The organism is Aggregatibacter sp. 2125159857, assembly GCF_017798005.1.
Taxonomy (GTDB): Bacteria; Pseudomonadota; Gammaproteobacteria; order Enterobacterales; family Pasteurellaceae; genus Aggregatibacter.
Window position 1 is genome coordinate 518,083 of the sequence record NZ_CP072548.1, and the last position, 26,027, is coordinate 544,109.

25 protein-coding genes and 3 tRNA genes are annotated in these 26,027 nt (G+C 42.7%); 16 read left to right on the plus strand and 12 right to left on the minus strand.

Features of this window, described 5'->3' with window-relative positions; translation table 11 throughout:
* The first annotated feature begins 54 nt into the window (after positions 1 to 54).
* The 3 genes from rpe to trpS all read left to right on the plus strand — a co-directional run bounded on the left by rpe (position 55) and on the right by trpS (position 2,532).
* Complete coding sequence (gene rpe, locus J5X96_RS02700) at positions 55 to 729, plus strand: ribulose-phosphate 3-epimerase (protein WP_109128930.1); 675 nt, start codon at positions 55 to 57, stop codon at positions 727 to 729.
* Between the two features lie 2 nt (positions 730 to 731).
* Positions 732 to 1,406, plus strand: coding sequence for a phosphoglycolate phosphatase (locus J5X96_RS02705; RefSeq protein WP_209364256.1), 675 nt, complete (start codon positions 732 to 734; stop codon positions 1,404 to 1,406).
* Between the two features lie 121 nt (positions 1,407 to 1,527).
* Complete coding sequence (trpS, locus tag J5X96_RS02710; protein WP_209364258.1) at positions 1,528 to 2,532, plus strand: tryptophan--tRNA ligase; 1,005 nt, start codon at positions 1,528 to 1,530, stop codon at positions 2,530 to 2,532.
* Between the two features lie 323 nt (positions 2,533 to 2,855).
* Here trpS and cysK read toward each other — a convergent pair whose 3' ends face one another.
* Entirely contained in the window at positions 2,856 to 3,803 is a 948-nt protein-coding gene (gene cysK / locus J5X96_RS02715) for a cysteine synthase A (RefSeq protein WP_209364260.1), read from the minus strand.
* A gap of 117 nt (positions 3,804 to 3,920) precedes the next feature.
* The gene (cysZ, locus tag J5X96_RS02720; protein WP_209364262.1) at positions 3,921 to 4,751 is read right to left on the minus strand and encodes a sulfate transporter CysZ; all 831 of its coding nucleotides are present in this window, start codon (positions 4,749 to 4,751) and stop codon (positions 3,921 to 3,923) included.
* 142 nt (positions 4,752 to 4,893) lie between these two features.
* Between cysZ and zipA the strand changes: the two genes are divergently transcribed.
* The 5 genes from zipA to tuf all read left to right on the plus strand — a co-directional run bounded on the left by zipA (position 4,894) and on the right by tuf (position 10,586).
* Positions 4,894 to 5,913, plus strand: a complete 1,020-nt coding sequence (gene zipA, locus J5X96_RS02725) for a cell division protein ZipA (RefSeq protein WP_209364264.1) — start codon at positions 4,894 to 4,896, stop codon at positions 5,911 to 5,913.
* A gap of 231 nt (positions 5,914 to 6,144) precedes the next feature.
* Positions 6,145 to 6,519, plus strand: coding sequence for a 30S ribosomal protein S12 (rpsL, locus tag J5X96_RS02730; RefSeq protein WP_033002815.1), 375 nt, complete (start codon positions 6,145 to 6,147; stop codon positions 6,517 to 6,519).
* 160 nt (positions 6,520 to 6,679) lie between these two features.
* Positions 6,680 to 7,150 carry a 30S ribosomal protein S7 gene (gene rpsG / locus J5X96_RS02735; RefSeq protein WP_005555497.1) on the plus strand — a complete coding sequence of 157 codons (471 nt, stop codon included), beginning with the start codon at positions 6,680 to 6,682 and terminating at the stop codon, positions 7,148 to 7,150.
* An 84-nt stretch (positions 7,151 to 7,234) separates the two neighbouring features.
* On the plus strand, positions 7,235 to 9,337 hold the full coding sequence (gene fusA / locus J5X96_RS02740; protein ID WP_021617120.1) for an elongation factor G: 2,103 nt from the start codon (positions 7,235 to 7,237) through the stop codon (positions 9,335 to 9,337).
* A gap of 64 nt (positions 9,338 to 9,401) precedes the next feature.
* On the plus strand, positions 9,402 to 10,586 hold the full coding sequence (gene tuf / locus J5X96_RS02745; RefSeq protein ID WP_109092123.1) for an elongation factor Tu: 1,185 nt from the start codon (positions 9,402 to 9,404) through the stop codon (positions 10,584 to 10,586).
* Between the two features lie 147 nt (positions 10,587 to 10,733).
* Here the strand turns inward: tuf and J5X96_RS02750 are convergent, their stop codons facing one another.
* Together J5X96_RS02750 and plsY are read right to left on the minus strand one after the other, a co-directional pair.
* Positions 10,734 to 11,651 (minus strand): DMT family transporter, encoded by a 918-nt coding sequence (locus J5X96_RS02750; RefSeq protein ID WP_209364266.1) that lies wholly within the window; start codon positions 11,649 to 11,651, stop codon positions 10,734 to 10,736.
* Positions 11,652 to 11,717: 66 nt separating this feature from the next.
* On the minus strand, positions 11,718 to 12,314 hold the full coding sequence (plsY, locus tag J5X96_RS02755; protein ID WP_209364268.1) for a glycerol-3-phosphate 1-O-acyltransferase PlsY: 597 nt from the start codon (positions 12,312 to 12,314) through the stop codon (positions 11,718 to 11,720).
* A gap of 99 nt (positions 12,315 to 12,413) precedes the next feature.
* Here plsY and folB point away from each other — a divergent pair, with 99 nt between their 5' ends.
* From folB to J5X96_RS02770, 3 genes are read left to right on the plus strand one after another with little or no spacing between them, the layout of a single operon-like run.
* Complete coding sequence (gene folB / locus J5X96_RS02760) at positions 12,414 to 12,767, plus strand: dihydroneopterin aldolase (RefSeq protein WP_209364270.1); 354 nt, start codon at positions 12,414 to 12,416, stop codon at positions 12,765 to 12,767.
* Positions 12,768 to 12,792: 25 nt separating this feature from the next.
* Positions 12,793 to 14,265: a membrane-bound lytic murein transglycosylase MltF gene (gene mltF / locus J5X96_RS02765; protein WP_209364753.1), complete on the plus strand. Its 1,473-nt coding sequence runs from the start codon at positions 12,793 to 12,795 to the stop codon at positions 14,263 to 14,265.
* The gene (locus J5X96_RS02770; protein ID WP_209364272.1) at positions 14,234 to 14,380 is read left to right on the plus strand and encodes a hypothetical protein; all 147 of its coding nucleotides are present in this window, start codon (positions 14,234 to 14,236) and stop codon (positions 14,378 to 14,380) included. Before mltF ends, J5X96_RS02770 begins: the two co-directional genes overlap by 32 nt.
* A 127-nt stretch (positions 14,381 to 14,507) precedes the next feature.
* Here the strand turns inward: J5X96_RS02770 and J5X96_RS02775 are convergent, their stop codons facing one another.
* Positions 14,508 to 15,143 carry a bifunctional 4-hydroxy-2-oxoglutarate aldolase/2-dehydro-3-deoxy-phosphogluconate aldolase gene (locus J5X96_RS02775; RefSeq protein WP_209364273.1) on the minus strand — a complete coding sequence of 212 codons (636 nt, stop codon included), beginning with the start codon at positions 15,141 to 15,143 and terminating at the stop codon, positions 14,508 to 14,510.
* Between the two features lie 32 nt (positions 15,144 to 15,175).
* On the minus strand, positions 15,176 to 16,921 hold the full coding sequence (dauA, locus tag J5X96_RS02780) for a C4-dicarboxylic acid transporter DauA (RefSeq protein WP_209364275.1): 1,746 nt from the start codon (positions 16,919 to 16,921) through the stop codon (positions 15,176 to 15,178).
* Between the two features lie 156 nt (positions 16,922 to 17,077).
* Between dauA and J5X96_RS02785 the strand changes: the two genes are divergently transcribed.
* Positions 17,078 to 17,167: transfer RNA gene (locus J5X96_RS02785), tRNA-Ser, on the plus strand.
* A gap of 172 nt (positions 17,168 to 17,339) precedes the next feature.
* Here the strand turns inward: J5X96_RS02785 and J5X96_RS02790 are convergent.
* The 5 genes from J5X96_RS02790 to J5X96_RS02810 form a co-directional block, all read right to left on the minus strand.
* Positions 17,340 to 18,521 carry a glutathionylspermidine synthase family protein gene (locus J5X96_RS02790; protein ID WP_209364277.1) on the minus strand — a complete coding sequence of 394 codons (1,182 nt, stop codon included), beginning with the start codon at positions 18,519 to 18,521 and terminating at the stop codon, positions 17,340 to 17,342.
* A gap of 2 nt (positions 18,522 to 18,523) precedes the next feature.
* The gene (locus tag J5X96_RS02795; protein WP_209364754.1) at positions 18,524 to 19,054 is read right to left on the minus strand and encodes a DUF1190 domain-containing protein; all 531 of its coding nucleotides are present in this window, start codon (positions 19,052 to 19,054) and stop codon (positions 18,524 to 18,526) included.
* Positions 19,055 to 19,253: 199 nt separating this feature from the next.
* Positions 19,254 to 19,330: transfer RNA gene (locus J5X96_RS02800), tRNA-Lys, on the minus strand.
* A gap of 31 nt (positions 19,331 to 19,361) precedes the next feature.
* A tRNA-Lys gene (locus tag J5X96_RS02805) sits at positions 19,362 to 19,437 on the minus strand.
* Between the two features lie 165 nt (positions 19,438 to 19,602).
* Positions 19,603 to 21,465 carry a monovalent cation:proton antiporter-2 (CPA2) family protein gene (locus J5X96_RS02810; RefSeq protein WP_209364279.1) on the minus strand — a complete coding sequence of 621 codons (1,863 nt, stop codon included), beginning with the start codon at positions 21,463 to 21,465 and terminating at the stop codon, positions 19,603 to 19,605.
* A 111-nt stretch (positions 21,466 to 21,576) separates the two neighbouring features.
* Here J5X96_RS02810 and J5X96_RS02815 point away from each other — a divergent pair, with 111 nt between their 5' ends.
* Positions 21,577 to 22,389: a 5'-nucleotidase, lipoprotein e(P4) family gene (locus J5X96_RS02815; RefSeq protein ID WP_209364281.1), complete on the plus strand. Its 813-nt coding sequence runs from the start codon at positions 21,577 to 21,579 to the stop codon at positions 22,387 to 22,389.
* A gap of 195 nt (positions 22,390 to 22,584) precedes the next feature.
* On the opposite strand, the gene efp is transcribed toward J5X96_RS02815, so the two are convergent.
* Positions 22,585 to 23,151, minus strand: coding sequence for an elongation factor P (gene efp / locus J5X96_RS02820; protein WP_005544066.1), 567 nt, complete (start codon positions 23,149 to 23,151; stop codon positions 22,585 to 22,587).
* Positions 23,152 to 23,181: 30 nt separating this feature from the next.
* Here efp and epmB point away from each other — a divergent pair, with 30 nt between their 5' ends.
* The 3 genes from epmB to J5X96_RS02835 all read left to right on the plus strand — a co-directional run bounded on the left by epmB (position 23,182) and on the right by J5X96_RS02835 (position 26,009).
* Entirely contained in the window at positions 23,182 to 24,201 is a 1,020-nt protein-coding gene (epmB, locus tag J5X96_RS02825; protein WP_209364283.1) for an EF-P beta-lysylation protein EpmB, read from the plus strand.
* A 165-nt stretch (positions 24,202 to 24,366) separates the two neighbouring features.
* Positions 24,367 to 25,563: a LysM-like peptidoglycan-binding domain-containing protein gene (locus J5X96_RS02830; protein WP_209364285.1), complete on the plus strand. Its 1,197-nt coding sequence runs from the start codon at positions 24,367 to 24,369 to the stop codon at positions 25,561 to 25,563.
* A gap of 65 nt (positions 25,564 to 25,628) precedes the next feature.
* Positions 25,629 to 26,009, plus strand: coding sequence for an MliC family protein (locus tag J5X96_RS02835; RefSeq protein ID WP_209364287.1), 381 nt, complete (start codon positions 25,629 to 25,631; stop codon positions 26,007 to 26,009).
* Positions 26,010 to 26,027 lie beyond the last annotated feature (18 nt).

Here is a 26,027-nt window from a genome sequence, read left to right on the forward strand (position 1 = left end):
TTGAGGTGTATCGTAGTAAGATAAGGCAATTTTTAATAGCCTGCGAGGTGCCTCATGAAACCCTATTTAATTGCTCCTTCCATTCTTTCTGCTGACTTAGCGCGTTTGGGTGAAGATGTGGAAAATGTCTTAAAGTGCGGTGGTGATGTCGTTCATTTTGATGTGATGGATAACCATTATGTCCCGAACTTAACTTTTGGTCCTGCCGTGTGCAAAGCCTTACGCGATTATGGTATTACTGCGCCGATTGACGTGCATTTGATGGTAAAACCGGTAGATCGCATTATTCCGGATTTTGCCAAGGCAGGCGCCAGCTACATTACCTTCCACCCGGAATCCTCTGAACATATCGACCGCACTTTGCAACTTATCCGTGATAACGGTTGTAAATCCGGTTTAGTATTTAACCCGGCAACGCCGTTAAGTTATTTAGATTATGTGATGGACAAAGTAGATATCATTTTACTGATGTCGGTGAATCCGGGCTTTGGCGGACAATCTTTCATTCCGGCAACCTTAGATAAACTGAAACAGGCAAGAAAACGCATTGATGAGAGCGGATTAGATATTCGTTTAGAAGTGGATGGCGGCGTGAAAGCGAGCAATATTGCAGAAATTGCCCGCGCCGGTGCGGATATGTTCGTTGCCGGTTCGGCGATTTTCGATCAACCGGATTACAAAAAAGTTATTGATGAAATGCGTCAACAGTTAGCCGCAGTAGGAAAATAAGCATGACAGGACAGTTTAAATTAATTGGTTTTGATTTGGATGGCACCTTGGTGGATAGCCTGCCTGATTTGGCGCTATCCGTAAATTCAGCGTTAGCAGAATTCGATTTGCCACAAGCGCCTGAAGCGTTGGTGCTTACTTGGATTGGTAACGGTGCGCAGATTTTAATTGCCCGCGCGTTAGGATGGGCAACGGCACAATCAGGCAAAACCTTGACGGACGCTCAAATTGCCACATTAAAGGAACGTTTTAATGTCTTTTACGGCGAAAACATCTGCAATCGCAGCCGTTTATTCCCTCACGTGAAAGAGACTTTGCAGAAACTTAAAGCCAAAGGCTACCGTTTGGCTGTGGTCACTAACAAACCGACCCAACACACCCGCCCGGTGTTGAAGGCTTTCGGCATTGAAGAGTTATTCGATGAAGTGTTGGGTGGACAATCTTTACCGGCCATCAAACCGCACCCGGGTCCGCTATTCTATTTATGCGGCAAATTCGGCTTATACCCGAAACAAGTGCTGTTTGTCGGCGATTCCCGCAACGATATTATTGCCGCCCATAATGCCGGCTGCCCGGTGGTGGGGTTGACTTACGGTTACAACTACAACATTCCAATCTCTGAATCCCATCCGGATTGGGTGTTTGAGGATTTCGCGGAGTTATTGACGCTTGTTTGATTGATTCTTCTGAATGGATGGCGCAAACGCCCACGTTTGTGCCTTTATTTAATTTTGGCTACAGCACAAGCGTGGACGCTTGCGCTATCAATAATAAGATTTAAAAATTAAGGATGTAAAAATGACCAAACCTATCGTGTTCAGCGGCGTACAGCCATCAGGTGAATTGACTATCGGTAACTACCTTGGTGCGTTGCGTCAGTGGGTGAAAATGCAGGATGACTACGAATGCCTGTTCTGTATCGTGGATCAACACGCTATCACTGTGCGCCAAGATCCGGCGGCATTACGCAAAGCCACTTTGGACGTGTTGGCGTTATATTTAGCCTGTGGCATCGATCCGGCAAAATCCACGATTTTCATTCAATCTCATGTGCCGGAACACGCACAGTTGGCTTGGGTATTAAACTGCTACACGTATTTTGGCGAAATGAGTCGTATGACCCAATTTAAAGATAAATCCGCCCGTTACGCAGAAAATATCAACGTCGGTTTGTTCACTTATCCTGTGTTAATGGCGGCAGACATTTTGCTTTACCAAGCCAACCAAGTGCCGGTAGGTGAAGACCAAAAACAACATTTGGAAATCACTCGCGACATCGCGCAACGTTTTAATGCCTTATACGGACCGCACTTTGCAGTGCCGGAAGTGTTCATCCCGAAAGCGGGTGCACGCGTTATGTCCTTGTTGGAGCCGGAAAAGAAAATGTCTAAATCGGACGAAAACCGCAACAACGTTATTGGTTTATTAGAAGATCCGAAAGCGGTCGCGAAGAAAATTAAACGCGCGGTAACCGACTCCGACGAGCCGCCGGTGATTCGTTATGACGTGAAAAATAAAGCGGGTGTGTCCAATCTTCTCGACATTCTCTCCGGCGTGAGCGGCAAAACCATCGCAGAACTTGAACAAGAATTTGAAGGCAAAATGTATGGTCACTTAAAAGGCGCTGTTGCCGACGAAGTTTCTGCCATGTTGACCACGTTGCAAGAACGCTACCATCATTTCCGCAATAACGAGGAATTACTCCTCCAAATTGCTAAAGACGGTGCGCAAAAAGCCAAAGCACGTGCACAAGAAACGTTAGCGAAAGTGTATGATGCCATCGGGTTTATTGCGGCGAAATAAGTCGAAGCGCTAAAGATAAAAAAGAAAGCTGTTTTGCCCCATGGCAAAGCAGCTTTTTTAATGGCGTGTCGAGCGATTCATTGTAAAGTGCGGTCGAAAAAGGCCACATTTTTCAATGTTAATCATTGCTAATGACACGTCTGTTTAAAGATTATTCCAAAGGTCAATAGAGAGGGCTTAGCTTTAGGATGAGAACCATTGTGTGGTTGCCTTTTGGAGGAAAATAGCGACAAGGAAATGCATAAGAATAAAAGCGTCTGGCAAAACTGCTATTTAATAAGCTTACCAGACGCGTTGATCTTTTCTATGTTATTGGATCGTCATTAAATCTCAATACCGTCAAAGAGTGCAGTACTCAAATACCGTTCTGATGCAGACGGTAAAATGACGACAATTAACTTGTCCTTGAACTCAGGTAATTTGGCTAGACGATCCGCAGCGGCAACAGCAGCACCGGAGGAAATTCCTGCTAAAATACCTTCTTCCGCCATTAAACGACGAGCTGTTGCAATGGCGGTGTCGCTATCCACCGTTTCTACGCGATCAATTAATGAAAGATCAAGGTTTTTCGGAATAAAGCCGGCGCCAATTCCTTGAATTTTATGCGGACCTGGTTTCAGTTCTTGTCCGGCAAGGGTTTGGGTGATCACCGGAGATTCGGTCGGTTCAACCGCAACGGAGATAATTGGTTTACCGTGATCTAATTTGATGGCGCGAGAAATACCGGTAATCGTCCCGCCTGTGCCAACACCGGCAACCACAACATCAACCTTACCTTCGGTATCTTTCCAAATTTCTTCACCGGTGGTTTTACGGTGAATTTCAGGGTTTGCCGGATTTTCAAATTGTTTTAACATCACATAATGATTTGGGTTGGATGCCACAATTTCTTCTGCTTTGGCGATTGCACCTTTCATGCCTTTCGCGCCTTCAGTTAGCACTAAATTGACACCTAAGCCGCGTAATAAACGTTTACGTTCGGTACTCATGGTTTCCGGCATGGTTAAGGTGATTTTATATCCACGTGCAGCCGCCACATACGCTAAGGCGATTCCGGTGTTGCCGCTGGTAGCATCCACGATTTCTTTATCTTTGGTTAAAATGCCATCTTTTTCTGCTTGCCAAACCATGTTGGCGCCGATACGGCATTTTACGCTGTAACTTGGGTTACGGCCTTCGATTTTAACGACGATATTGCCGTTACCGAAATGGTTTAAACGCACTAATGGGGTATTGCCGATGGAATAAGAATTATCGTTATAAATAGTCATGTTAAGTTCTCCTAATGAACTGACTGAATAGCGTGTCACGCCGAAAAAGTGGTGCTATTTTTATCACAAGATGTTCTTCTCCAAAAATAGCCAATTCTTCTATTTGATAACTAAAAGCTATTTAGGCACCAGTTGCCCATCACTTGTTGACGGTTTGCCCAAGGACACATTGGCACTTGCACCGTTTGACGATTCTGACGTGGATTTAAAGCGATGACGATATTCTTTTACCCACATGGCGGTTGCGCCGCACGCCGCCACCGGAATAACCACCAGGTTCACAATTGGCACGAGCATACATAAAGACACCAATCCACCAAATGTTACTGTCATGTTGCGTTTCGTTGCTAACTCATTTTTCATTAGTTCAAAAGGAACTTTATGGTTATCGAAAGGATAGTCACAATATTGAATAGCCATCATCCAAGCAGAAAATAAAAACGTGATCAGCGGAATCACGGTTTGTCCGATTAAAGGAACAAAACTTAATAAAAACAAGGCGATAATTTTAGGGAGGCTATAAATCAACTTTTGCCATTCCCGCGCCAACATACGCGGTGTATCTTTGATAAACGCCCATAAAGAATCATTAGAAATCTCTTCGCCTGTCATCATTTTTTCCACTTTTTCGGCTAATAAACCGTTAAATGGCGCGGCAATAAAACCTGATAACGTAGCAAAAATGAAATAATACAGCACTAAAATCATGCCGATAATGAGTATCGGCAAAATACCGCCCAACCAACTTAACCAAGAAGGCATATAATCCATCAGATGGCTGACAACATTTTTGATTTGAAACACAAAGGCAATAAACAAGCCGCCCAGCAATAGGATATTTAATAACACCGGCATAACGGCAAAACGGCGTAAACCTTTTTGTTGAATCAAATGCCAACCGGTCACAAAATATTCAAAACCGAGTTTGATTTCCTGTTGATTTAACATACATTTCCCTCACAGAAAAGAGGTTCAGAATACAAAGTGCGGTAGAAAAAATCAATAAATAAGCAGACCCTATCATCAATTTCATAAAAACATGATAGACTTATGTAAGTTGCGTTAATTTTGTATGATTGGAGAATCGGTAATGGATTTAAATACAATTTTGATTATTTTAGGGATAATTGCCCTGCTGGCCTTAGTTGCCCATGGCATTTGGTCAAATCGCCGAGAGAAATCGCAATACTTCCAAAATGCCAATACGTTCTCGCAAAATCACCAACCTAATCGGTTTACAGCACCGAATCAAGCCGCCAGACCGTCTGCAGAACCGCCAATTGCCAATAAGCCCGTGAATAGCTTTGTAGAAGAAAATTTACCACAACAGCAAAACTTAGATTTTGATACAACCGTACCAAATAGCACAGGAACGCAATCTATTGAACGGGCGGTCGATGAAATCAAAATTACGTTGCCAAGCGGCATGTCTAATAATAGTGTTGAACCTCAATATCAAGCTTCCCAGCCAACGCAATCTGCCGTTTTTAACTCGCCGGAGCAACAGCCTGATACGTTAAATGCAATGACGCAAAGCAGTGTGCAATTTCAATCTTATGCAGATACAAACCGTGTCTCTGTGACGCAAATGGAAGAAGAGTATCAAACACCGACGGTATCGCTCACGTCGGTTGAAACAGAACGGCCTCATGAGGAAATATCACAAAACCATGTTGCAGAAACGGTGGAAAATAACTCACCGAAGGGTAGTAAACCGCCATTTGTTATGTTGTATGTGGTTGCACCGGAAAATCGTGAATTTCATGGTGCGCGCTTAGCGCAAGCCTTAGAGGGGCTCGGGTTTATTTTTGGTGATCGTCATATTTATCATCGCCATTTAGATTTAACGTCGTCTAGTCCAGTACTTTTCAGCTTAGCAAACTTACGCCAACCGAATACCTTTAATCCTTATGATATGGAAAACTTTTCTACTGTTGGCATTGTATTGTTTATGGAACTGCCTTCTCCAGGCAATGATATCGTGAACCTAAAAACCATGATTCGTGCTGCACGCAATTTAGCTGATGAACTTGGCGGTTTCGTGTTAACGGATAAACAAGAGATCTTCAACGATCATACGGAACAGGAATACTTGGCTAGCGTAGCTTAATTTATTCCAGCTGTTTAAAAACATTTCCAAATATGACCGCACTTTGGGTTCGTAGTGCTACTCAACGTGCGGTCATTTCTTTCCTTTGTTAAGAACGGCAGTGACGGATTGAAATGGCAGAATCTATTGACAGTTTCCGATTTGAAGACTAAAATTCCCTGTCTGTTCTTGTCTGAACAGATTCGTAAAACAACATTCTTTAATGAATTTTTATTAAACTGGAGTTTTTTAATGGCAACAATCAACCAGCTAGTACGCAAACCGCGTGTGAAAAAGGTTGTAAAAAGTAACGTTCCTGCATTAGAGGCTTGCCCGCAGAAACGTGGTGTATGCACACGTGTATACACAACTACACCTAAAAAACCGAACTCAGCATTACGTAAAGTATGCCGTATTCGTTTAACCAATGGTTTCGAAGTAACCTCATACATCGGCGGTGAAGGTCATAACCTTCAAGAGCACAGTGTTGTGCTTATCCGTGGCGGTCGTGTTAAAGACTTACCGGGTGTGCGTTATCACACCGTACGTGGCGCATTAGACTGCGCAGGCGTGAAAGATCGTAAACAAAGTCGCTCTAAATACGGCGTTAAACGTCCTAAAGCTTAATGGTTCTCCGTTAAGTAAGGCCAAACGCTAATTAATCATAAATTTAATTAACCACGACTCCAGTAAAGGTGCATTTGCACAGCAAGATTTCTCATTAAAATGAGGGGCTTGTAAACGAGTTTTGGGTAATCCTGAAGATAATAAAACGGAGAAATTCGCAATGCCACGTCGTCGTAGTATTGAACAACGCAAGATTTTACCGGATCCGAAGTTCGGTTCAGAATTGCTTGCTAAATTTATCAATGTCATCATGGTAGATGGTAAAAAATCTATCGCAGAATCTATCGTTTATAACGCGTTAGATACATTAGCTCAACGTACCGGTAAAGAAGCTTTAGAAGCTTTTGAAGCGGCATTAGAAAACGTACGTCCGACTGTGGAAGTAAAATCCCGCCGTGTAGGTGGTTCTACTTACCAAGTGCCGGTTGAAGTACGTCCGGTTCGTCGTAACGCATTAGGTATGCGTTGGATCGTTGAAGCAGCACGTAAACGCGGTGATAAATCCATGGCTTTACGCTTAGCGAACGAATTATCTGATGCGTCTGAAAATAAAGGTGCGGCAGTTAAGAAACGTGAAGATGTTCACCGTATGGCTGAAGCTAATAAAGCATTTGCTCATTATCGTTGGTAATTCGCTTTTAAGATTTAAGGGCTTCATCTTAGATGAAGCCTTACCCTTATATAAACTGATATTAAATTAAACAAGGTTATAATAATGGCTCGTACAACCCCTATCGAAAGATATCGTAATATTGGTATTAGTGCTCATATTGATGCAGGTAAAACTACTACCACTGAACGTATCTTATTCTACACCGGTGTAAGTCACAAAATTGGTGAAGTACACGATGGTGCAGCAACCATGGACTGGATGGAACAGGAACAAGAACGTGGTATTACCATTACCTCTGCGGCAACAACTGCATTCTGGTCTGGTATGTCCCAACAGTTTCCACAACACCGTATCAACGTTATCGATACTCCGGGACACGTAGACTTTACTGTTGAAGTAGAACGTTCAATGCGTGTTCTTGATGGTGCGGTAATGGTTTACTGCGCGGTTGGCGGTGTTCAACCTCAGTCTGAAACTGTATGGCGTCAAGCAAACAAATATCAAGTTCCACGTATCGCGTTCGTAAACAAAATGGACCGTACCGGAGCTAACTTCCTACGCGTGGTTGATCAATTAAAAACCCGTTTAGGTGCAAATGCGGTTCCTCTTCAATTACCTGTGGGTTCAGAAGAAAACTTTACCGGTGTTGTTGATTTGATCAAAATGAAATCAATTAACTGGAATGAAGCTGACCAAGGGATGACTTTCACTTATGAAGATGTGCCTGCAGATATGCAAGCCGCTTGCGAAGAATGGCGTCAAAACCTTGTTGAAGCAGCAGCAGAAGCTTCCGAAGAGTTAATGGAAAAATATCTTGGTGGTGAAGAGTTAAGCGAAGAAGAGATTAAAGCAGGTCTTCGTCAACGCGTATTAGCAAACGAAATCATCTTGGTAACTTGTGGTTCAGCATTCAAAAACAAAGGTGTTCAAGCTATGCTTGATGCGGTTGTTGAATACTTACCGGCACCAACAGATATTCCAGCAATCAAAGGTATCAACCCTGATGAAACTGAAGGTGAGCGTCATGCAAGCGATGAAGAGCCATTCTCTTCATTAGCGTTCAAAATTGCAACTGACCCATTCGTAGGTAACTTAACCTTCTTCCGTGTGTATTCCGGTGTAATTAATTCTGGTGATACCGTATTAAACTCTGTACGTCAAAAACGTGAACGTTTTGGTCGTATCGTACAGATGCACGCAAATAAACGTGAAGAAATTAAAGAAGTTCGCGCGGGCGATATCGCTGCGGCAATCGGCTTAAAAGATGTAACAACAGGTGATACATTATGTGCAATCGAAGCACCAATCATCCTTGAACGTATGGAATTCCCTGAGCCGGTAATCTCTGTTGCAGTAGAACCAAAAACAAAAGCAGACCAAGAAAAAATGGGTCTTGCATTAGGTCGTCTTGCACAAGAAGACCCTTCATTCCGTGTTCACACTGATGAAGAATCTGGTGAAACTATTATTTCCGGTATGGGTGAGTTACACTTGGATATCATCGTTGACCGTATGAAACGTGAATTCAAAGTGGAAGCTAACATTGGTAAACCACAAGTATCTTACCGTGAAACAATTCGTACTCGTGTTAACGATGTAGAAGGTAAACACGCAAAACAATCTGGTGGTCGCGGTCAATATGGTCACGTTGTTATCGACTTATATCCATTAGAGCCGGAAGGTCCGGGTTATGAATTTGTTAACGAAATTAAAGGTGGTGTCATCCCTGGTGAATACATCCCTGCTGTTGACAAAGGTATTCAAGAGCAACTTAAATCTGGTCCATTAGCAGGTTATCCAGTAGTTGATATCGGTGTTCGTTTACACTTCGGTTCATACCATGATGTGGACTCCTCTGAATTGGCGTTTAAACTTGCAGCATCTTTAGCATTTAAAGCGGCATTCGCAAAAGCAAACCCAGTTTTACTTGAGCCAATCATGAAAGTTGAAGTAGAAACCCCACCTGAGTATGTGGGTGACGTAATCGGTGACTTGAGCCGTCGTCGCGCAATGGTGAACGGTCAAGAAGCAAATGAATTCGTTGTTAAAATCGACGCTGAAGTGCCGCTTTCTGAAATGTTTGGTTATGCAACCGACTTACGTTCCCAAACTCAAGGTCGTGCTTCCTACTCAATGGAACCATTGAAATATGCTGAAGCACCGAAAAACGTGGCTGAAGCAGTTATTGAAGCTCGTAAAAAATAATTTTGTTTAACTAAATCCACAAGCCATTCCGGCTTGTGGACTTATACACTGAGGAAACTTAATCGTGTCTAAAGAAAAATTTGAACGTACAAAACCGCACGTTAACGTGGGTACAATCGGCCACGTTGACCATGGTAAAACCACTTTAACAGCAGCAATCACCACCGTATTAGCAAAACACTACGGTGGTGCAGCTCGTGCATTCGACCAAATCGATAACGCGCCGGAAGAAAAAGCGCGTGGTATCACCATCAACACGTCCCACGTTGAATACGACACACCAACCCGTCACTATGCACACGTTGACTGTCCGGGACACGCCGACTATGTTAAAAACATGATTACCGGTGCGGCGCAAATGGATGGTGCTATCTTAGTAGTAGCAGCAACTGATGGTCCTATGCCACAAACTCGTGAGCACATCTTATTAGGTCGCCAAGTAGGTGTACCTTACATCATCGTATTCTTAAACAAATGCGACATGGTAGATGACGAAGAGTTATTAGAATTAGTTGAAATGGAAGTTCGTGAACTTCTTTCTCAATATGACTTCCCAGGTGATGATACTCCAATCATTCGTGGTTCTGCATTACAAGCGTTAAACGGCGTAGCAGAATGGGAAGAAAAAATCCTTGAATTAGCTCAAGCATTAGATACTTACATTCCTGAACCTGAGCGTGCAATCGACCAACCGTTCCTTCTTCCAATTGAAGACGTGTTCTCTATTTCCGGTCGTGGTACAGTAGTAACCGGTCGTGTAGAGCGTGGTATCATCCGTACCGGTGATGAAGTTGAAATCGTAGGTATCAAACCAACTGCGAAAACAACCGTAACCGGTGTTGAAATGTTCCGTAAATTACTTGACGAAGGTCGTGCAGGTGAAAACATCGGTGCATTATTACGTGGTACCAAACGTGAAGAAATCGAACGTGGTCAAGTATTAGCGAAACCGGGTTCAATTACTCCACACACAGATTTCGAATCTGAAGTGTACGTATTATCCAAAGAAGAAGGTGGTCGTCATACTCCATTCTTCAAAGGTTACCGCCCACAATTCTATTTCCGTACAACTGACGTAACCGGTACTATTGAATTACCGGAAGGCGTGGAAATGGTAATGCCTGGCGACAACATCAAAATGACTGTATCCTTAATCCACCCTATCGCGATGGACCAAGGTTTACGTTTCGCTATCCGTGAAGGTGGCCGTACAGTAGGCGCTGGCGTGGTAGCTAAAATTATCAAGTAATTATAGGGAATAATTTAATTTTCAAGAATTAAATTGTTATCGTTAAATAAAAGGCTGCGTTTTTTAAACGTAGCCTTTTTTGTTGGTTTAATATTAGTTTAATTTGAGGAGGCTTAAGATAAATCTATATTTCAGTGAATAATTAATTTATGCTCGATAAGCAAATAATTTATGTCCTATAGCCGACAAAACCGCGCCACAAACAACAATTAATGCACCAATATAGCTAATAGTATTGAGTTCAGGGGCAATAAAATCTGAGGGATCAATGTAGTGAGCTAAGTGGGAAAATAAAATGGTGAATAACGGCACCAAAGTGATAACTACGCTAACTTTCGATACTTCCCACCGGTTGAGCGCTTCGGCATAGGCGCCATAACCGAAGAGCGTGTTGAGGCAGCAATAAATAAAACATCCAAATGTAAATGGTGTAAGGTTTTCAACTTGAGAAAATTCAGCAAAGGGCATAAATACAAAAACGCAACCCAAGTAAATCATGAATAAAATTTGCTGTGAGCTAAATTTACGAAGCATTAATTTTTGTGCCATGCCATAGACGACCCAAACTAAAGCAGCACTAATACTGATAAAAACTCCAGTGGAGTAGGTGTTTAGTTCAGTGAAAATAGCTAAACGGTCATTGAAAAATAAGCCTAATCCAATCAGTAATAAGACCAAGCCAATTTTTTGGTGCACGCCAAGCTTTTCTTTAAAAACAAACACACCACAGATTAACATTCCGAAAGAAGATAAAGGGATAAAAATTTGCGCAATGGATGGTTCAATATAATTCAACGCGTTATTGAATAAGAAGAAGTTGCCAGCTAAACCTACAATACCAATGACAGCTAACCAGCCATAATAGCCAAGCTTAGCGGTTGTCGGTAGTTTATTTTTATGCCAAAGAATAATAAATAAAACCACGCTCGCTGTGATAAATCGATACCATACAATGGTCTGCGTGTTCATGTTGGCGAGCACTTGTTTCAACGCAATAGGCAACGTTCCCCAGGCTATTGCGGTGATTAATGCGAAGAGAAGGCCCACGACAGGTTGTTGTTTCATGATTATCTTCCTTTTGCTTATGCCATATTTTGAAGTGCGGTCGTTTTTTGCCGTGTTTTAGGTAGATTATTTTTTTAATTTACGCCACATTTTATCTTCCTGTCCGCGCCAGAGGCGTTGGATGTTTTCATGATGGCGATAGATGAGTAGGCAGCAGACTAATGCCACAGGGAAAGTGAACTCGGGTTTGAACCACCAAACATAAAACGGCACAAATAGTGCAGTGATAACGGCACTGAGAGAAGAGTAGCCGCTGATCAAGAACACTACCAGCCATGTGCCTAACATGGAAAAGAGAACGCCCCAAGCAATGGGCGCGATAGCACCGAAGGCTGTGGCAACGCCTTTGCCACCTTTAAACTTGAAGAAAATGGGGAAGATGTGACCAAGGCAAGCACCGAGTGCCACCATGCCTAATTCAAATTGGGTTAAGCCAAGATAATAACCAAGCCAAACAGGCAATGTTCCTTTTAACATATCGCAAAGTAATACGGCTAACGCCACCCAGCGACCACCGATGCGTAATACATTTGTTGCACCCGGATTATTTGAGCCTGATGTGCGAGGATCGGGTAAGCCGGCAAGTCGGCATAATAAAATTGCACTGGAAATGGAGCCGAGTAAGTAGCTCAATAGCATATAAAATAAGGCAAAAAGGCTCATGGAATTTCCTATGGCGTAGTAAAAAGAGTTCGTCTATTGTACCCAAAGTTGGTAGTATAAGCCCACAAAAATTTTGGTTACTCACGGTATAGAAAACCCATGCAAGATTTAATTTTTATTGAAGGTTTGACGGTATTTGCACAAATTGGTGTATATGACTGGGAACAGCAAATCAAACAAAAGCTGATTTTTGATGTCGAAATGGCGTGGGATACCCGCCAAGCCGCAGCGGCGGATGATGTACAATTAACGCTTAATTATGCGCAAATCAGTGAATTTATTATTGATTATGTAACGTCTAAACCCTTTCTATTGATTGAACGGGTGGCCAATGAGGTAGCAGAGCAATTACAACAACGATTTAGAATAACGTGGCTTCGGCTTAAATTAAGCAAACCGAAAGCGGTAGCACAAGCAAATAACGTTGGCGTGATCATTGAACGACGTTTATAACAAACAAGATCAAGAGAAATATCATTTGAAAGGTTTATTTTTACGTATTGTTGCAGGCTTATGCTTATTACTTTGGGCGATTGATATGGTATTTCCGTGGCAACATATCATGCACTCAGAAGAAAACCCTTATCAAGCAATTCAAGAACGCGGCAAATTAGTGGTTGGTACGATTAATCACCCCATCTCTTATTTTATTAATGGAGAGGGGGAATCCGGCTTGGAATATGAATTAAGCAAAGCCTTTGCTAGCTATTTAAACGTAGAACTTGAAATGCGGTCAATGGAGAGTACTGACACGCTGTTTGATGCGTTAGATGAACATAAAATTGATATTGCCGCGGCGAATCTTTTCTATCAAACAGATAAGGCGGAGCATTTCCAGCTAGGCCCTTCTTATTATTCCGCCTCTTGGCAACTGGCGTATCGCAAAGGCGAAAATCGACCTCGTTCTTTGGCGCAAATTAATGACACATTGGTGATTCCTGAAAGCTCCGAATTAGTGCAAATTTTAAAAGATGCCCAACTTAAGCATCCGAAACTCCGTTGGCGGGTAGATAAAAAACTCACACAGGAAGAATTATTATTACAAGTGGCAGAAGGTAAAATTGCGTACACCCTTGCCAATTCTTTGGATATTTCTGCGACCCAACAAATCAAACCGCAAATTGCGGTGGCATTTGATTTAACAGATGAAATGAGCGTACATTGGTATTTATCCAATAATTCGTCTAACGAATTGCAATCAGCCTTGCTGGATTTCATGAATACCGCGATTGATTCAGGATTAATTGCCAATATTGAAGAGAAATATTTTAATCATTTTCGCCAGTTTGATTACGTGGATACCAAATCCTATTTGAATTCTATTGAAGCGATTCTTCCGAAATTTGAACCGCTCTTTACGAAACATAAAGGCAATTTAGATTGGCGTTTATTGGCCGCTATCGCCTATCAAGAATCTCACTGGAACCCTGATGCCACGTCACCCACAGGCGTACGTGGTATGATGATGCTGACCAAAGATACTGCCGAACGCATGAAAATCACTGATCGTACCGATCCCGAACAAAGCATCAAAGCCGGTTCTGAATATTTACATTGGTTGATTGAACAGATCCCCGACAGTATCAACAATGACGATCGTATTTGGTTTGCTTTAGCGGCTTATAATATGGGTCTAGGGCATTTATTGGATGCACGCCGCTTAACCAAAAGTTTAGGAGGGAATGCAGACAATTGGCTGGATGTGAAAAAGAACTTACCGCTATTGGCGGAAAAGCGTTACTATACCAACCTAAAATATGGCTATGCTCGAGGTTATGAAGCCGTTCAATATGTCGAAAATATTCGTCGCTATATGAATAGCATTATGAATTATTACCGTGTGCAACAAAATCAAAGTGATAAAAACGAAGACGTAAATAACAATTCAAGCACCGATTCACCTGCAGAGGAAAATGATCATGAACAAGAGAAAACACTTAAAACTGAGTAAAAAGAAATTTTTCCACCAACAACAAGCACGTGCTTTACGCTTAAAACATTTAAAGCAGCGCAAAGCCAAATTATTTGCCCGTCATGCCTTGCAATTTGTGGTACAAGAAATGTAGTTCACTTCCCTCTGTTCTTGCATAGGGATTCGATGTGAGGAGATGGGGGATGTTTGATACCGATGGGCGAGTGTCATTAACTTTTTCTAAGTGCGGTGAAAATTTAATGTTTTTTAACCGCACTTTATTATTTTATCAGCGTAACGACCTCTTGGGTTAATCGATTGATTTCTGACCAATTTTTCGCGTTAATTAGTGTTTTTTCAACAAACCAAGATCCACCACAGGCCACCACATTTGGAATGGCCAAATAATCTTGAATATTTTGCAACCCAATCCCACCCGTTGGCATGATTTTCAATTGCGCGTAAGGACCTAATAGCGCTTTAATCATTTTTACGCCACCGGAGGCTTCCGCCGGAAAGAATTTCACTGTATCAATGCCTAATTCTAAGGTTGCTTCAATCGCCATCGGATTATTCACGCCCGGTATAATCGGTAAACCCAGATCTTGGCATAATTGCACAATTTTAGGGTTAAACCCCGGCGTCACGACAAAATCCGCACCGGCATTTTTCGCTTGAAAAACTTGGTCGGCGGTTAAAACCGTCCCCGCTGCAATCAGAAAATCAGGTCGCTGTTGGCGCAACAAGCGAATTGCCTCTCCAGCCGCCGGAGAACGAAACGTAATTTCTGCCACCGGTAAGCCATTTTGCGCCAGAATATCTGCCAACGGAAAAATAGCTTCAGCATGATCCAATGCGATAACCGGAACGACTTTAAGTTGCTGAAGTTGAGTGGTGATTGTCGCGAGATTTAGCATAATTTCTCCTTTTTGCCCGTAAATATCACAAATTATTTCACCTCAATTCCCTCAAATTCTCGAATTTTATTCAATGCTTCGGTTAAATCAGCTGTGAACGTAATTTTTTTGATTTCAGGCAATGAACCGGATTTAACAATCGTGCGTAGTGGCTGGAACTGCATATTACACATATAAAGCTGTTGATGAGGCAACATATGTTGCACGAAACGGGTGAGTGCATGAATTCCCCCAGCATCCAGTACGGTCACCGCATCGCATTGTAAAACAATGTGTTTGATTTCGTGATCGGTGTGAACGGTTTTGTCATGCAAGTCGGCGAAGAGGTTATCCGCCGCAGCGAAAAAGAGTGGTCCGCTAATACGATAAATTAATACATCATCTAAATCTTCCGGCACCGCGATGTTGATGGATTTGGTCATTTCGGCGATGGTGCGGATAAACAGCAGACTTGCCAATAACACGCCCACGGAAATGGCGATGACCATATCGAATAACACCGTGAGAAGTAAGCAAACCAGCAATACGGCAATTTCGTTACGTCCGGAACGACGGATAAGCTGAATAATTTGCGGTAAATCCGCCATATGCCAAGCCACAACCAACAAGAGCGCCGCCATCGAAGATAGTGGTAAATAAGACAGTGCAGGCGCAAAAAACAATAAGGCAAATAACACTAATAAAGCGTGCACGACACTTGAAATCGGTGATACACCACCGGATTTAACATTTACCGCAGAACGTGCGATGGCGGCGGTGGCCGTGATTCCACCGAAAAATGGAGAGGCGATGTTGCCAAGACCTTGCGCTAATAATTCGTTATTGGAATGGTGCTTGGTGTCGGTCATATTGTCTAAAATGACGGCGCACAATAACGATTCGATCGCGCCCAAAACTGCCATAGAAAATGCCGCCGGCAATAGACGTTGAATAGTGTCAAGATTCCAGTTAATTAAGTTTCCTTGCGGATCAGGAATGTTCCATGGCAAGGAAAATTCAGGCAAGACACTGGGAATACCGTAGCCGGTCGTACCGTCAGAAAGCGTGTACTGGAATTGGGTGCCAATGGTTGCGACAGCATAGCCGAAGTGGGTCAGCAATAAGGATAATAATGTTGCGACAATCACTGCAGGCAAATGACCGGGAATGGGCAGACGTAATTTATGCCATTGGGTTAAGATAATGAGGGTAATGATACCCACACCGGCATCAGCCCAGTTGATACTTGGAAGTGCGGTCAAAATAACTTGCACTTTTTCAAGATAATGAGACGGCATCTGTTCAATACTCAAGCCAAGGAAATCTTTAATTTGTAAGGTAGCAATCACGATGCCGATACCCGATGTAAAGCCGAGCGTGACCGGGAGCGGAATATATTCAATAAGTCGCCCTAAACGGAACAGCGCCATCAGCACCAAAATAATACCGGAAAGCAATGTAGCCATCAGCAGACCGCTTAAACCGAATTGCTGAGTAACAGGGAATAAAATCACCACAAAGGCGGCTGTTGGGCCGGAAATATTAAAGCGTGAACCTCCCGTTAACGCGATGATAATCCCCGCAACAATGGCGGTGTATAACCCGTGCTGCGGTGGTACGCCACTAGCAATGGCAAGCGCCATGGAAAGCGGAATGGCGATAATGCCAACGGTTAACCCGGCAATAATATCTTTGGTCAAATGACGGGAAGTATAGCCGTTTCTGAAACTGTCTTTTAATGCGCTGAAAGGTTTAACTGACAGAAAGGCATTTTTAGTAAGAAACCATTTTTTTAACATAATGAATAATAGCGGATGAAAAATTGAGTGGGATAATCCTGAATGGACGCTTATTTTACCCGATTATTGGTGAAATTTTTATCTTATGAACGACAAAATTACAAAAATACTTGACGAAACTCAATGAAGTCCTTATAGTTCGCACGTCCTAATCACGGTGAGATGTCCGAGTGGTTGAAGGAGCACGCCTGGAAAGCGTGTATGTGGGAAACTGCATCGGGGGTTCGAATCCCCCTCTCACCGCCACTTCACTTGTCAAATAACGTCTTTCTTGTCAAAAATCATAGCAAAAACAGCATACTATCATTTTTCTATTTGTTGTTTTTGTTCGTGAATGTTTGTCTTTGTTGTCGTTTTTAACTCCCTATATAACTCCCTCGTGCTTTGGGGCTTTTGAAGGAGTGGATGAAGGGTTAATTTATTCTATGAAATAATGGGGGATAAAATGGCTGTCATTACCGGTGACGGCGGTGAAATCTTCCCGCAAGCCCATGCCGCATGCCACATCGCCCACCACCCAAGAACCGATGACCGGATACATCCCATCAAAATTTGGTAACTCAAATTTCTGTTGATAAATATAACCGGCATTAGCATAGAAATTTGAATGTTCACTGCCTTTGGCGGCAAACTCCAAGCCGTTGCTTTTTTCATAATAAAACACGTTGGCACCTTCGCGGCCTAATAACGGCTTTTTCACCCAAATAGCATTGCGATCCGTAATGTCGTGTCGATTGAAATAGGTTGGCAATAAATACGGATGGTTCGGGTGTTTTTGCCACAGTTTTCCAAGCAGCGCTTTATTGCTCAGTAACAATTTCCATGCCGGTTCAAAAAATTGCGTTGCACTGTTTAACATGTGCGGTGCGTATTCTGTGGTCGTCATCCATTCTAACGGATACAATTTGAACAGCGCTTCAATGGGTTGGTTATTGAGATCGACAAATTGTTGCGTATCGCTATCGTAGCCGATGTCTTCAATGGTCAAGCGGTGAATATGCCAACCGGCGTTATAGGCTACATCGGCAAGATAATCCAAATTGCCCCAATCTTCCCGTCCGGCATCCGCCATCGCCGCAAAATGGAAATCGGTTTTGCCGCTTTGCTGTTGCAACACGGAAAAACGGGTAATCAATTCTTCATGAATCCAGTTGAATTGATCGCGATTCGGTAAACCTTCCACTTGCTCCAACCACTGCCATTGCACCACTGCGGCTTCCAGCAAAGAGGTAGGCGTATCGGCGTTATATTCAAACATTTTAAGATTGTCACCGTCATAGCCAAAATCAAAACGGCCATATAAGTGCGGTGCGTTTTCACGCCAAGATTGTTCGATTAGATTTTTTTGTAAATCGGTAAAGCGATAATGCTCGTAATCGCCTTGTTTTACTTCATCGGCGACAAAATCCATACACATGGCATGCAATTCGTTAGTGGCATCTTCGATTTTGTCGATTTCTGCCAATGAAAATTCGTAGGCAACATTGTCCGACCAATAATGCGAGCCATCAGTAGAAGGCAGATTATAATAATCAAATCCCACCTCAAGAAGCTGTTGCTCCATGTCGGGACGGGTTGGAATACCGGTGATACGTTTCATGATTAACCACCGCCACTTTTACTAGTGTTACTGCTACTAAACCCACCGCGTGAAACAGGTTTACTGTTTGCGCTACCGGCGCCACCCTTAACTAACACCGGCTTGCCCACAGAATGGTTGCCTTGTGGTCGAATAATTTGCCCGGTTGGTGTCGAAACGGCGCGATTATTGGGATTGTAACTCGGGCCTAGAAAACCACTCATGGCTTTGGCGATCATATAACCTGCTGCTGCCCCGGCAATGGCGCTGCCGATAGAAGGGCCTTCATCGCCGCTGGCTGTGGTAGTTGACGTGGCATTATTGTCGCCGGCAACCGTATTATTTTCGCTACTCGCCACACTGCCATTGTTATGTGCCACAGGGTTCGTGTTTGCGCTTTGAGATTTATCCTGTTCGCATAATTCCGGTCTAATCCAGTCCGCAATGCAATCGTCTAGACTGTTGTACACATCCCGCTGCACTTCATCTTCCGAGCAGCCGCCCAACAGCGCGACCACGGATAATGTCACTAAAATTTGATTTTTCTTTTTCATCATAAACGTTATACCGTTAAGTTGTCTTTTATTCTCTATAACAGGGAATGCTCATTTTATCAAAACCCGTTACTTCAGAAAGCAAAATGATAACACAGTGTGGTCGTTAACGATAAGAAGAGAGGAAAATTAAAAAGCCAGCTTGTGAGCTAGGAATTCGTTATATTTGATAGGTATAGGAGAATAAAGTAGAGAAAGGTGGTGGGTCGTATAGGATTCGAACCTATGACCAATGGATTAAGAGTCCACTGCTCTACCGGACTAAGCTAACGACCCGTTAGGATATACAGCTTTTCTAATGGCGAAGTGGTGGGTCGTGAAGGATTCGAACCTTCGACCAACGGATTAAAAGTCCGCTGCTCTACCGACTGAGCTAACGACCCATCTCGTGTGTTAGAACGGAGACTTATGATACTGATTTTATTTTAAAAATCAATAAAAAATTTATTTTTATTCGATTTTCTCGCACTTTATATGGCTTTTGGCTAAAAAGTGCCGCGATATGAGGGTATTGCGATTTCATTTCTTCCAACCCTCATTTCTCATTTTTATTTTCCGCCGTTGAGTTCTTCTGAACCGGTTTCTTCCTTTTGAGAAAGAATATCGGCTGCCCCTTCATTTAACGCTTCCGCGTGTTGTGTCGGACGAACAAACGGTTTTGGCGTCCAATATTTTTTAACCAATTCCGCTGAGAAGCCATGTAATACTTCCTCATTTAAACGCTCTTGGTCTAATTGACGAATGGCTGTCACCACTTCATCTGCTTCAACTTGCGCAACCCCTAAACGCATTAGCGCTTCACGTCCTAAAAGTAAGGCAGATTCAAAAGTCTCACGAATTTGAAAATCAATATTAAGTTTCATTAAATTGACCGCACTTTGCCGATCGTAAGTTCTCGCCAGCACCGGCAATAACGGATATTCTTGCTTAATCTGCTCGACAATCAATTCGATACTATGGGTATCACTAATCCCCAAGATTAAACAAGAGGCTTTTTCTAGGCCACTGGCACGCAAAACATCTAAGCGGGAACCATCACCATAGTACACTTTAAAACCAAATTTTGCGGCAGAGCGAATACGATCAATATTCGCGTCAATCACCGTTACTTGAATGCCTCTTGCCAATAATGTTTGGCACACAATTTGACTAAAACGCCCGAATCCCAACACCACAACGTTATTTTCGACACTTTCAATTAAATCGATGCTATCTACCTGATCGTTATTGGTATTCACCGGCGTATTCGGTTTTGATAATCGGCGGAGCAATAACACAATTAGCGGTGAGAACAGCATAGAAATGATCACGGCTGCCGTAAAGGTGGCATTTAAGTCGGCAGATAACACGCCGGCAGTGGTGGCTGCGGAAAATAAAACGAAGGCAAATTCCCCACCATGCGCCATGATCGCCATGCGGCCAATGGCTTCGTTATGATTTAATAACGTGAGGCGAGCCACACTATACACACTGATTGCCTTACCTAAAATATAAAGAAAAACAATGCCAAGCAACCATAATGCATTATGCCAAACTAAAGCGAAATCTAATGACATCCCGACGCCCATGAAAAATAAGCCCAGTAATAATCCACGGAATGGTTCAATGTCCGCTTCTAATTGATGTCGGAAAGCGGATTCCGATAACATCACACCGGCGACAAATGCGCCCATCGCCATGGATAATCCGCTAATTTCCATAGCTAATGCCGCACCAAGCACCACTAATAATGCTGCGGCAGTCATCATTTCTCGAATATGCGCTTTAGAAATCATTCGGAAAATCGGATTCATCAGCCATTTACCGGCAGCGACTAAACCCAATACGGCAGCCAACGCGACGCCAATGCCGGCCCAGTTGGTAGAATGGGCGGAATTATTACTTTCTGGTGAAAGAAAGGCGACAAATGCCAAGAGAGGAACGATGGAAAGATCTTCAAATAATAACGTAGAAACCACGCGTTGACCTTTGGGCGTGGAACTAATCCCCCGTTCTTCTAAAACTTGCATGACGATTGCGGTAGAAGAAAGTGTAAAACCCATTGCCGCAATAAAGGCAACAGGAAAACTCAGGTTTAACAGGTTAATTCCGATTAATGTTAACAATACACCGGAAACAGCGACTTGCAGCAACCCTCGTCCAAAAATCGCTTTACGCATTGCCCACAAGCGTTCAGGGTGCATTTCTAAACCGATGATAAATAGGAACATTACCACGCCTAGCTCGGCCATGTGAACAATATTGGAAGGATCTTGAAACAAACCAAAACCGGATGGCCCGATTAAACAGCCGGCGACTAAATAACCGAGTACGCTTCCCAATCCAATACGTTTAAAAAGCGGTACGATGGTGACACTGGTGGCTAATAAAACGACCGTTTTGACGAGCTCAGGATTGGATAATTCAGTCATTGTAAAACCTTATGAAAAAAGAAAGAGAATGGGTAAGAGAGTGCTATTAATTATACATGATGCTTGCTATAATTTTTAGGCATTTATTACATAAATCAAGAGGAAAAAACAATGAAAAATACACTAAAACTGACTGCAGTTGCTGCAATGTCAGCCTTTGTATTAGTGGGTTGTGCACAAAATACGTCAAAAGGAGACGCGCAATTACAGCAACAAGCTGTATTGGGAATTAACTGGATGCAAGAATCCGGTGAATATAATGCGTTGGCTTATCAAGCATTTAACACCGCTAAAGTTGCCTTTGATCAGGCAAAAGTGAAAAAAGGCAAGAAAAAAGCCGTTGTCGTGGATTTAGATGAAACCATGATTGATAACAGCGCATACGCCGGTTGGCAAGTTAAAAATAACAAACCGTTTGATGGCAAAGATTGGACACGCTGGGTTGATGCCAGAGAATCTGGTGCTATTGCCGGTGCGGTGGAATTTAACAATTACGTGAATGCACACAAAGGCAAAATGTTCTATGTGTCTAATCGCAAAGACAAAAATGAAAAAGCCGGCACTATTGACGACATGAAACGTTTGGGCTTTACCGGTGTTGATGAATCTTCTCTTTACCTCAAAAAAGATAAGTCTGCTAAATCTGCCCGTTTTGCTGAAATTGAAAGTCAAGGTTATGAAATTGTACTGTATGTCGGTGATAACTTAGACGACTTCGGTGACGAAACACATGGTAAACTAAATGTAGAACGTCGTGATTTTGTGGCGAAAAACCAAGCGAAATTTGGTAAAAGCTACATTGTGCTTCCTAACCCGAACTACGGTGGTTGGGAAGGTGGTTTAGCCAAAGATTATTTCAAAGGTGATTCCCAAAGCAAAGTGAAAACCCGTTTAGACGCGATTAAAGCGTGGAGCGGTAAATAAGTTCCTTGCAAAAAAACGTTGAAAAAAATCACCGCACTTGATGTGAATCTCAAGTGCGGTGTTTTTTTATCGTATTTTTTAGGGGAGAATGTTACGGAGAACACCGCATAAAATGGAAACGGAGAAAAGGCGAATGGCATTTTCTCCGTTTTGCATTGTTGTAATATTGTGCAATTACGTCAGATTAATTGCGGATTATTTCACGCGAGAAACGTATTCGCCGGAACGGGTATCAACGCGAATTACTTCACCGATTTGTACGAATAATGGTACTTTCACCACAGCACCGGTGCTTAAGGTTGCCGGTTTACCGCCGGTACCTGCGGTGTCGCCTTTAAGACCCGGGTCGGTGTCAACGATTTCTAATTCAACGAAGTTTGGTGGTGTTACCGTAATTGGTGCACCATTCCATAATGTCACGATACAATCGGCTTGGTCTAACAACCATTTTTCTGCATCGCCTACGGCTTTCGCATCCGCAGAATATTGTTCAAATGTTTCCGGGTGCATGAAATACCAGAAGGCATCGTCTTTGTATGAATAAGTTAAGTTAAGATCCATAACATCAGCGGCTTCAACAGAAGTACCGGATTTGAAGTTTACGTCCAATACTTTGCCGGAAATTAATTTACGAATACGGGTGCGGGTGAATGCTTGACCTTTGCCGGGTTTAACGAACTCATTTTCAACGATCACGCAAGGCTCGCCGTCTTGCATAAATTTTAGACCTGGTTTGAAATCACTGGTAGTATATGTAGCCATATTATCCTCAAAAAAGATTGTTTTTTAAAAGTGGCTATTCTACATCAAAACATCCCGATTAGAGAAGAACAAAGTTGGTTAACCCATTTGGCAAATGGCGTTTCTGACCCGAAAATCTTATTGCAACACCTCGAACTCCCTCTCGAATCCTTCAAACAAGACATTGAAGCGCGCAAATTATTTGCCATGCGCGTGCCGCTGCCTTTTGTAGAAAAAATGGAAAAGGGCAATCCAAAGGATCCGTTGTTTTTACAAGTCATGTCTTCTGCGGATGAGTTTTTACAAGCCGAAGGATTTAGCAAAGATCCGTTGGAAGAACAAAAAGATAAAAACGTCGTCCCCAACATTTTGCACAAATACCATAATCGCTTGTTATTTATGGTAAAAGGCGGTTGTGCGGTAAATTGTCGCTATTGTTTCCGCCGTCATTTTCCTTATGAAGACAACAAAGGCACCAAGCAAAATTGGCAAAAAGCGTTGCAATATATTGCAGAACGTCCTGAAATTGAGGAAGTGATTTTTTCCGGTGGCGATCCGTTGATGGCAAAAGATCATGAGCTCGAGTGGCTGATAAAACACTTAGAAAACATACCGCACTTAAAGCGTCTGCGTATTCATTCCCGTTTACCGGTCGTCATTCCGCAACGGATAACCGATGAATTTTGTCGCCTTTTAACGCAAACCCGGTTGCAAAAAATTTTAGTCACCCACGTCAATCATGCCAATGAAATTGATGCAGACTTTGCCCATGCCATGGCGAAATTAAAAGATTGCGGCGTCGTTTTATTAAACCAATCGGTTTTACTCAAAAATGTGAATGATGACGCGCTAATTCTAAAAACATTGAGTGACTGCTTATTTTCAGTGGGCATTTTGCCTTATTATTTGCATTTGTTAGATAAAGTGGAAGGCGCAACGCATTTTTATCTTAATGACGCCCAAGCACTGAAAATTTATAAAGAGCTACAACGCATTAGCTCCGGCTATTTGGTGCCGAAACTTGCCCGTGAAATCGGTGGAGAACCGAATAAAACTTTATATTCGTCTTGAGAAGACGGTATCAAAAAAGGAAAAGATGCTTTAAAATAGGCAAGATTTTTTATGGATAAATTATGACGTAACAGATTCGGTTAGGTGGTTTTTCATAAGATGAAAAACACGCTCAAAAATAACCGCACTTTACGGGTTATTGTATTATTTAATTAGAGGTATATCGTGGATTCTGAACAAAGAAACCTTGGAAATCAAAATAACTTAGCCGATTCGGCTCAAAATGAATTAGATTTAGGATTAAACAAAATGGAACCTATTACACCGAAGAAAGCCATCGGCAACGAGCCATCTTTACTGGAAAGAGCAAAAACACTTTTTAATAAAAAGCCTCAAACCGCAGTAGAACGTAAAGAACCCACATTACGGGATTTTTCCACCGCACCGAATACGAGTGAGGAAGCCTTTGTTCCCTCAACTGCACCGGAAGAACATCATGTGGCGGCAGATCCGATAGTGGCCGAAGAGGTGTTATCTGCTACAACGGAATCCTCGGTGACCGAAGAAAATAGTGTCAAAGCAACGGCTTCTCAAGCGGTTTCTGCGCCTAAAGCAACATTAGCTTCACCTGAAAATTGGAAGATTTTGAGCATATTGCCACAAAAACATCGTCGTATTTTTGTCGCACTTTGTATATTGTTGCTTCTGCTTCTTTTTATCCTTTTAATGAAGCCAAGTTCTGAAACCGTGCAATCTTTCGAACAACAAAATAGCAATAATATTCCCATTCAGTTCCAGCAGTTAGATCAAACGCAGGAAAATGAAGCCACCGTGTTAGATGCACAGACCGCCTCATCGCCAAGTTCATTAGAAATTACCCAGCCGAATATTACAACAAATACAAACAGTGAGGCAGCGGTTGCGGAGAACAAAGGTGCTGAAACCAATACGCCAAAAGCGGAAACCCCTGTGCGTACTGAGGCAGTTAAACCTCATGTGGCTCAACATGTAGCGAAAAAGGTTGAAACGGAAAGTGTTCGCGAAGAAAAAGCACCGGCTAAGCCGCAACCTGTCGTTCAAAATAAACCGCAAGTCAAACCACAGGCACCGAAACGTGTTATTGAAGTTGTCGAGGCAAAATCGGCAGTGCGTCCGGCTGCTGCAACAGCGGTTACCGGCAAGAATCTTGTTGTGCCTCAAGGCGTATCACTCATGCAGGTGTTCCGTGATAACAATTTACAAATTGCCGATGTTAATGCTATGACGAAAGCAAACGGTGCGGGCAATGTGCTCAGTAGCTTCAAACCTGGCGATCAAGTTCAGGTATTACTGAATGCGCAAGGTCGTGTGACGGAGTTACGTTTATCCAATGGCGGACATTTTATTCGACAGGCAGACGGTAGCTATACTTTTAAGAAATAGATCCATAAAACTTGATAGGCATAGTCATGGCATTATGCCTATCTGCTTTTTAAAAGGAGAAGATCATGCTAAAAGCGGGCTTGATGTTATTGACTATTTTGGGATTAATCGGATGCGTAACAAAACCGGTAGTTGCCACGAAAACAGATAAAAAACCGACGCCAACGGCATTACAAAAATCGACTCAAAAGGGAACGGCAGTAGAGTATTTATGTAAAGATAATAAAGTCGTTCGTGTGACTAAACATTCCCGAAAGAATAAAAAAGGCACTCAAACATCAATTGCGGTGACATTTGATGGTGTGACGCAAAAACTTACGCCAAGTATCGCTGAGAACGGCAGAAATTATTCCAATATTCATTGGGTTTGGCTGGAACGTAAAGAGACTAATACACTTAAGACTAGCCTTGGGGAAGTGCTGGCGGAACAGTGCGTGCCTCGCTGATTATCTTATTATCGCCAG

Excerpts from the sequence above, each read along its gene's own strand:
- J5X96_RS02795 (WP_209364754.1), bottom strand. The coding sequence starts at position 19,054 with ATGAAAAAGAAAAATCAAATTTTAGTGACATTATCCGTGGTCGCGCTG.
- dauA (WP_209364275.1), bottom strand. The coding sequence starts at position 16,921 with ATGTTAAAAAAATGGTTTCTTACTAAAAATGCCTTTCTGTCAGTTAAA.
- J5X96_RS02770 (WP_209364272.1), top strand. The coding sequence starts at position 14,234 with ATGAACAAGAGAAAACACTTAAAACTGAGTAAAAAGAAATTTTTCCAC.
- cysZ (WP_209364262.1), bottom strand. The coding sequence starts at position 4,751 with ATGTTAAATCAACAGGAAATCAAACTCGGTTTTGAATATTTTGTGACC.
- folB (WP_209364270.1), top strand. The coding sequence starts at position 12,414 with ATGCAAGATTTAATTTTTATTGAAGGTTTGACGGTATTTGCACAAATT.
- rpe (WP_109128930.1), top strand. The coding sequence starts at position 55 with ATGAAACCCTATTTAATTGCTCCTTCCATTCTTTCTGCTGACTTAGCG.
- J5X96_RS02750 (WP_209364266.1), bottom strand. The coding sequence starts at position 11,651 with ATGAAACAACAACCTGTCGTGGGCCTTCTCTTCGCATTAATCACCGCA.
- efp (WP_005544066.1), bottom strand. The coding sequence starts at position 23,151 with ATGGCTACATATACTACCAGTGATTTCAAACCAGGTCTAAAATTTATG.
- J5X96_RS02815 (WP_209364281.1), top strand. The coding sequence starts at position 21,577 with ATGAAAAATACACTAAAACTGACTGCAGTTGCTGCAATGTCAGCCTTT.
- fusA (WP_021617120.1), top strand. The coding sequence starts at position 7,235 with ATGGCTCGTACAACCCCTATCGAAAGATATCGTAATATTGGTATTAGT.
- J5X96_RS02775 (WP_209364273.1), bottom strand. The coding sequence starts at position 15,143 with ATGCTAAATCTCGCGACAATCACCACTCAACTTCAGCAACTTAAAGTC.
- trpS (WP_209364258.1), top strand. The coding sequence starts at position 1,528 with ATGACCAAACCTATCGTGTTCAGCGGCGTACAGCCATCAGGTGAATTG.
- J5X96_RS02705 (WP_209364256.1), top strand. The coding sequence starts at position 732 with ATGACAGGACAGTTTAAATTAATTGGTTTTGATTTGGATGGCACCTTG.
- J5X96_RS02835 (WP_209364287.1), top strand. The coding sequence starts at position 25,629 with ATGCTAAAAGCGGGCTTGATGTTATTGACTATTTTGGGATTAATCGGA.
- zipA (WP_209364264.1), top strand. The coding sequence starts at position 4,894 with ATGGATTTAAATACAATTTTGATTATTTTAGGGATAATTGCCCTGCTG.
- J5X96_RS02810 (WP_209364279.1), bottom strand. The coding sequence starts at position 21,465 with ATGACTGAATTATCCAATCCTGAGCTCGTCAAAACGGTCGTTTTATTA.
- rpsG (WP_005555497.1), top strand. The coding sequence starts at position 6,680 with ATGCCACGTCGTCGTAGTATTGAACAACGCAAGATTTTACCGGATCCG.
- cysK (WP_209364260.1), bottom strand. The coding sequence starts at position 3,803 with ATGACTATTTATAACGATAATTCTTATTCCATCGGCAATACCCCATTA.
- rpsL (WP_033002815.1), top strand. The coding sequence starts at position 6,145 with ATGGCAACAATCAACCAGCTAGTACGCAAACCGCGTGTGAAAAAGGTT.
- J5X96_RS02790 (WP_209364277.1), bottom strand. The coding sequence starts at position 18,521 with ATGAAACGTATCACCGGTATTCCAACCCGTCCCGACATGGAGCAACAG.
- plsY (WP_209364268.1), bottom strand. The coding sequence starts at position 12,314 with ATGAGCCTTTTTGCCTTATTTTATATGCTATTGAGCTACTTACTCGGC.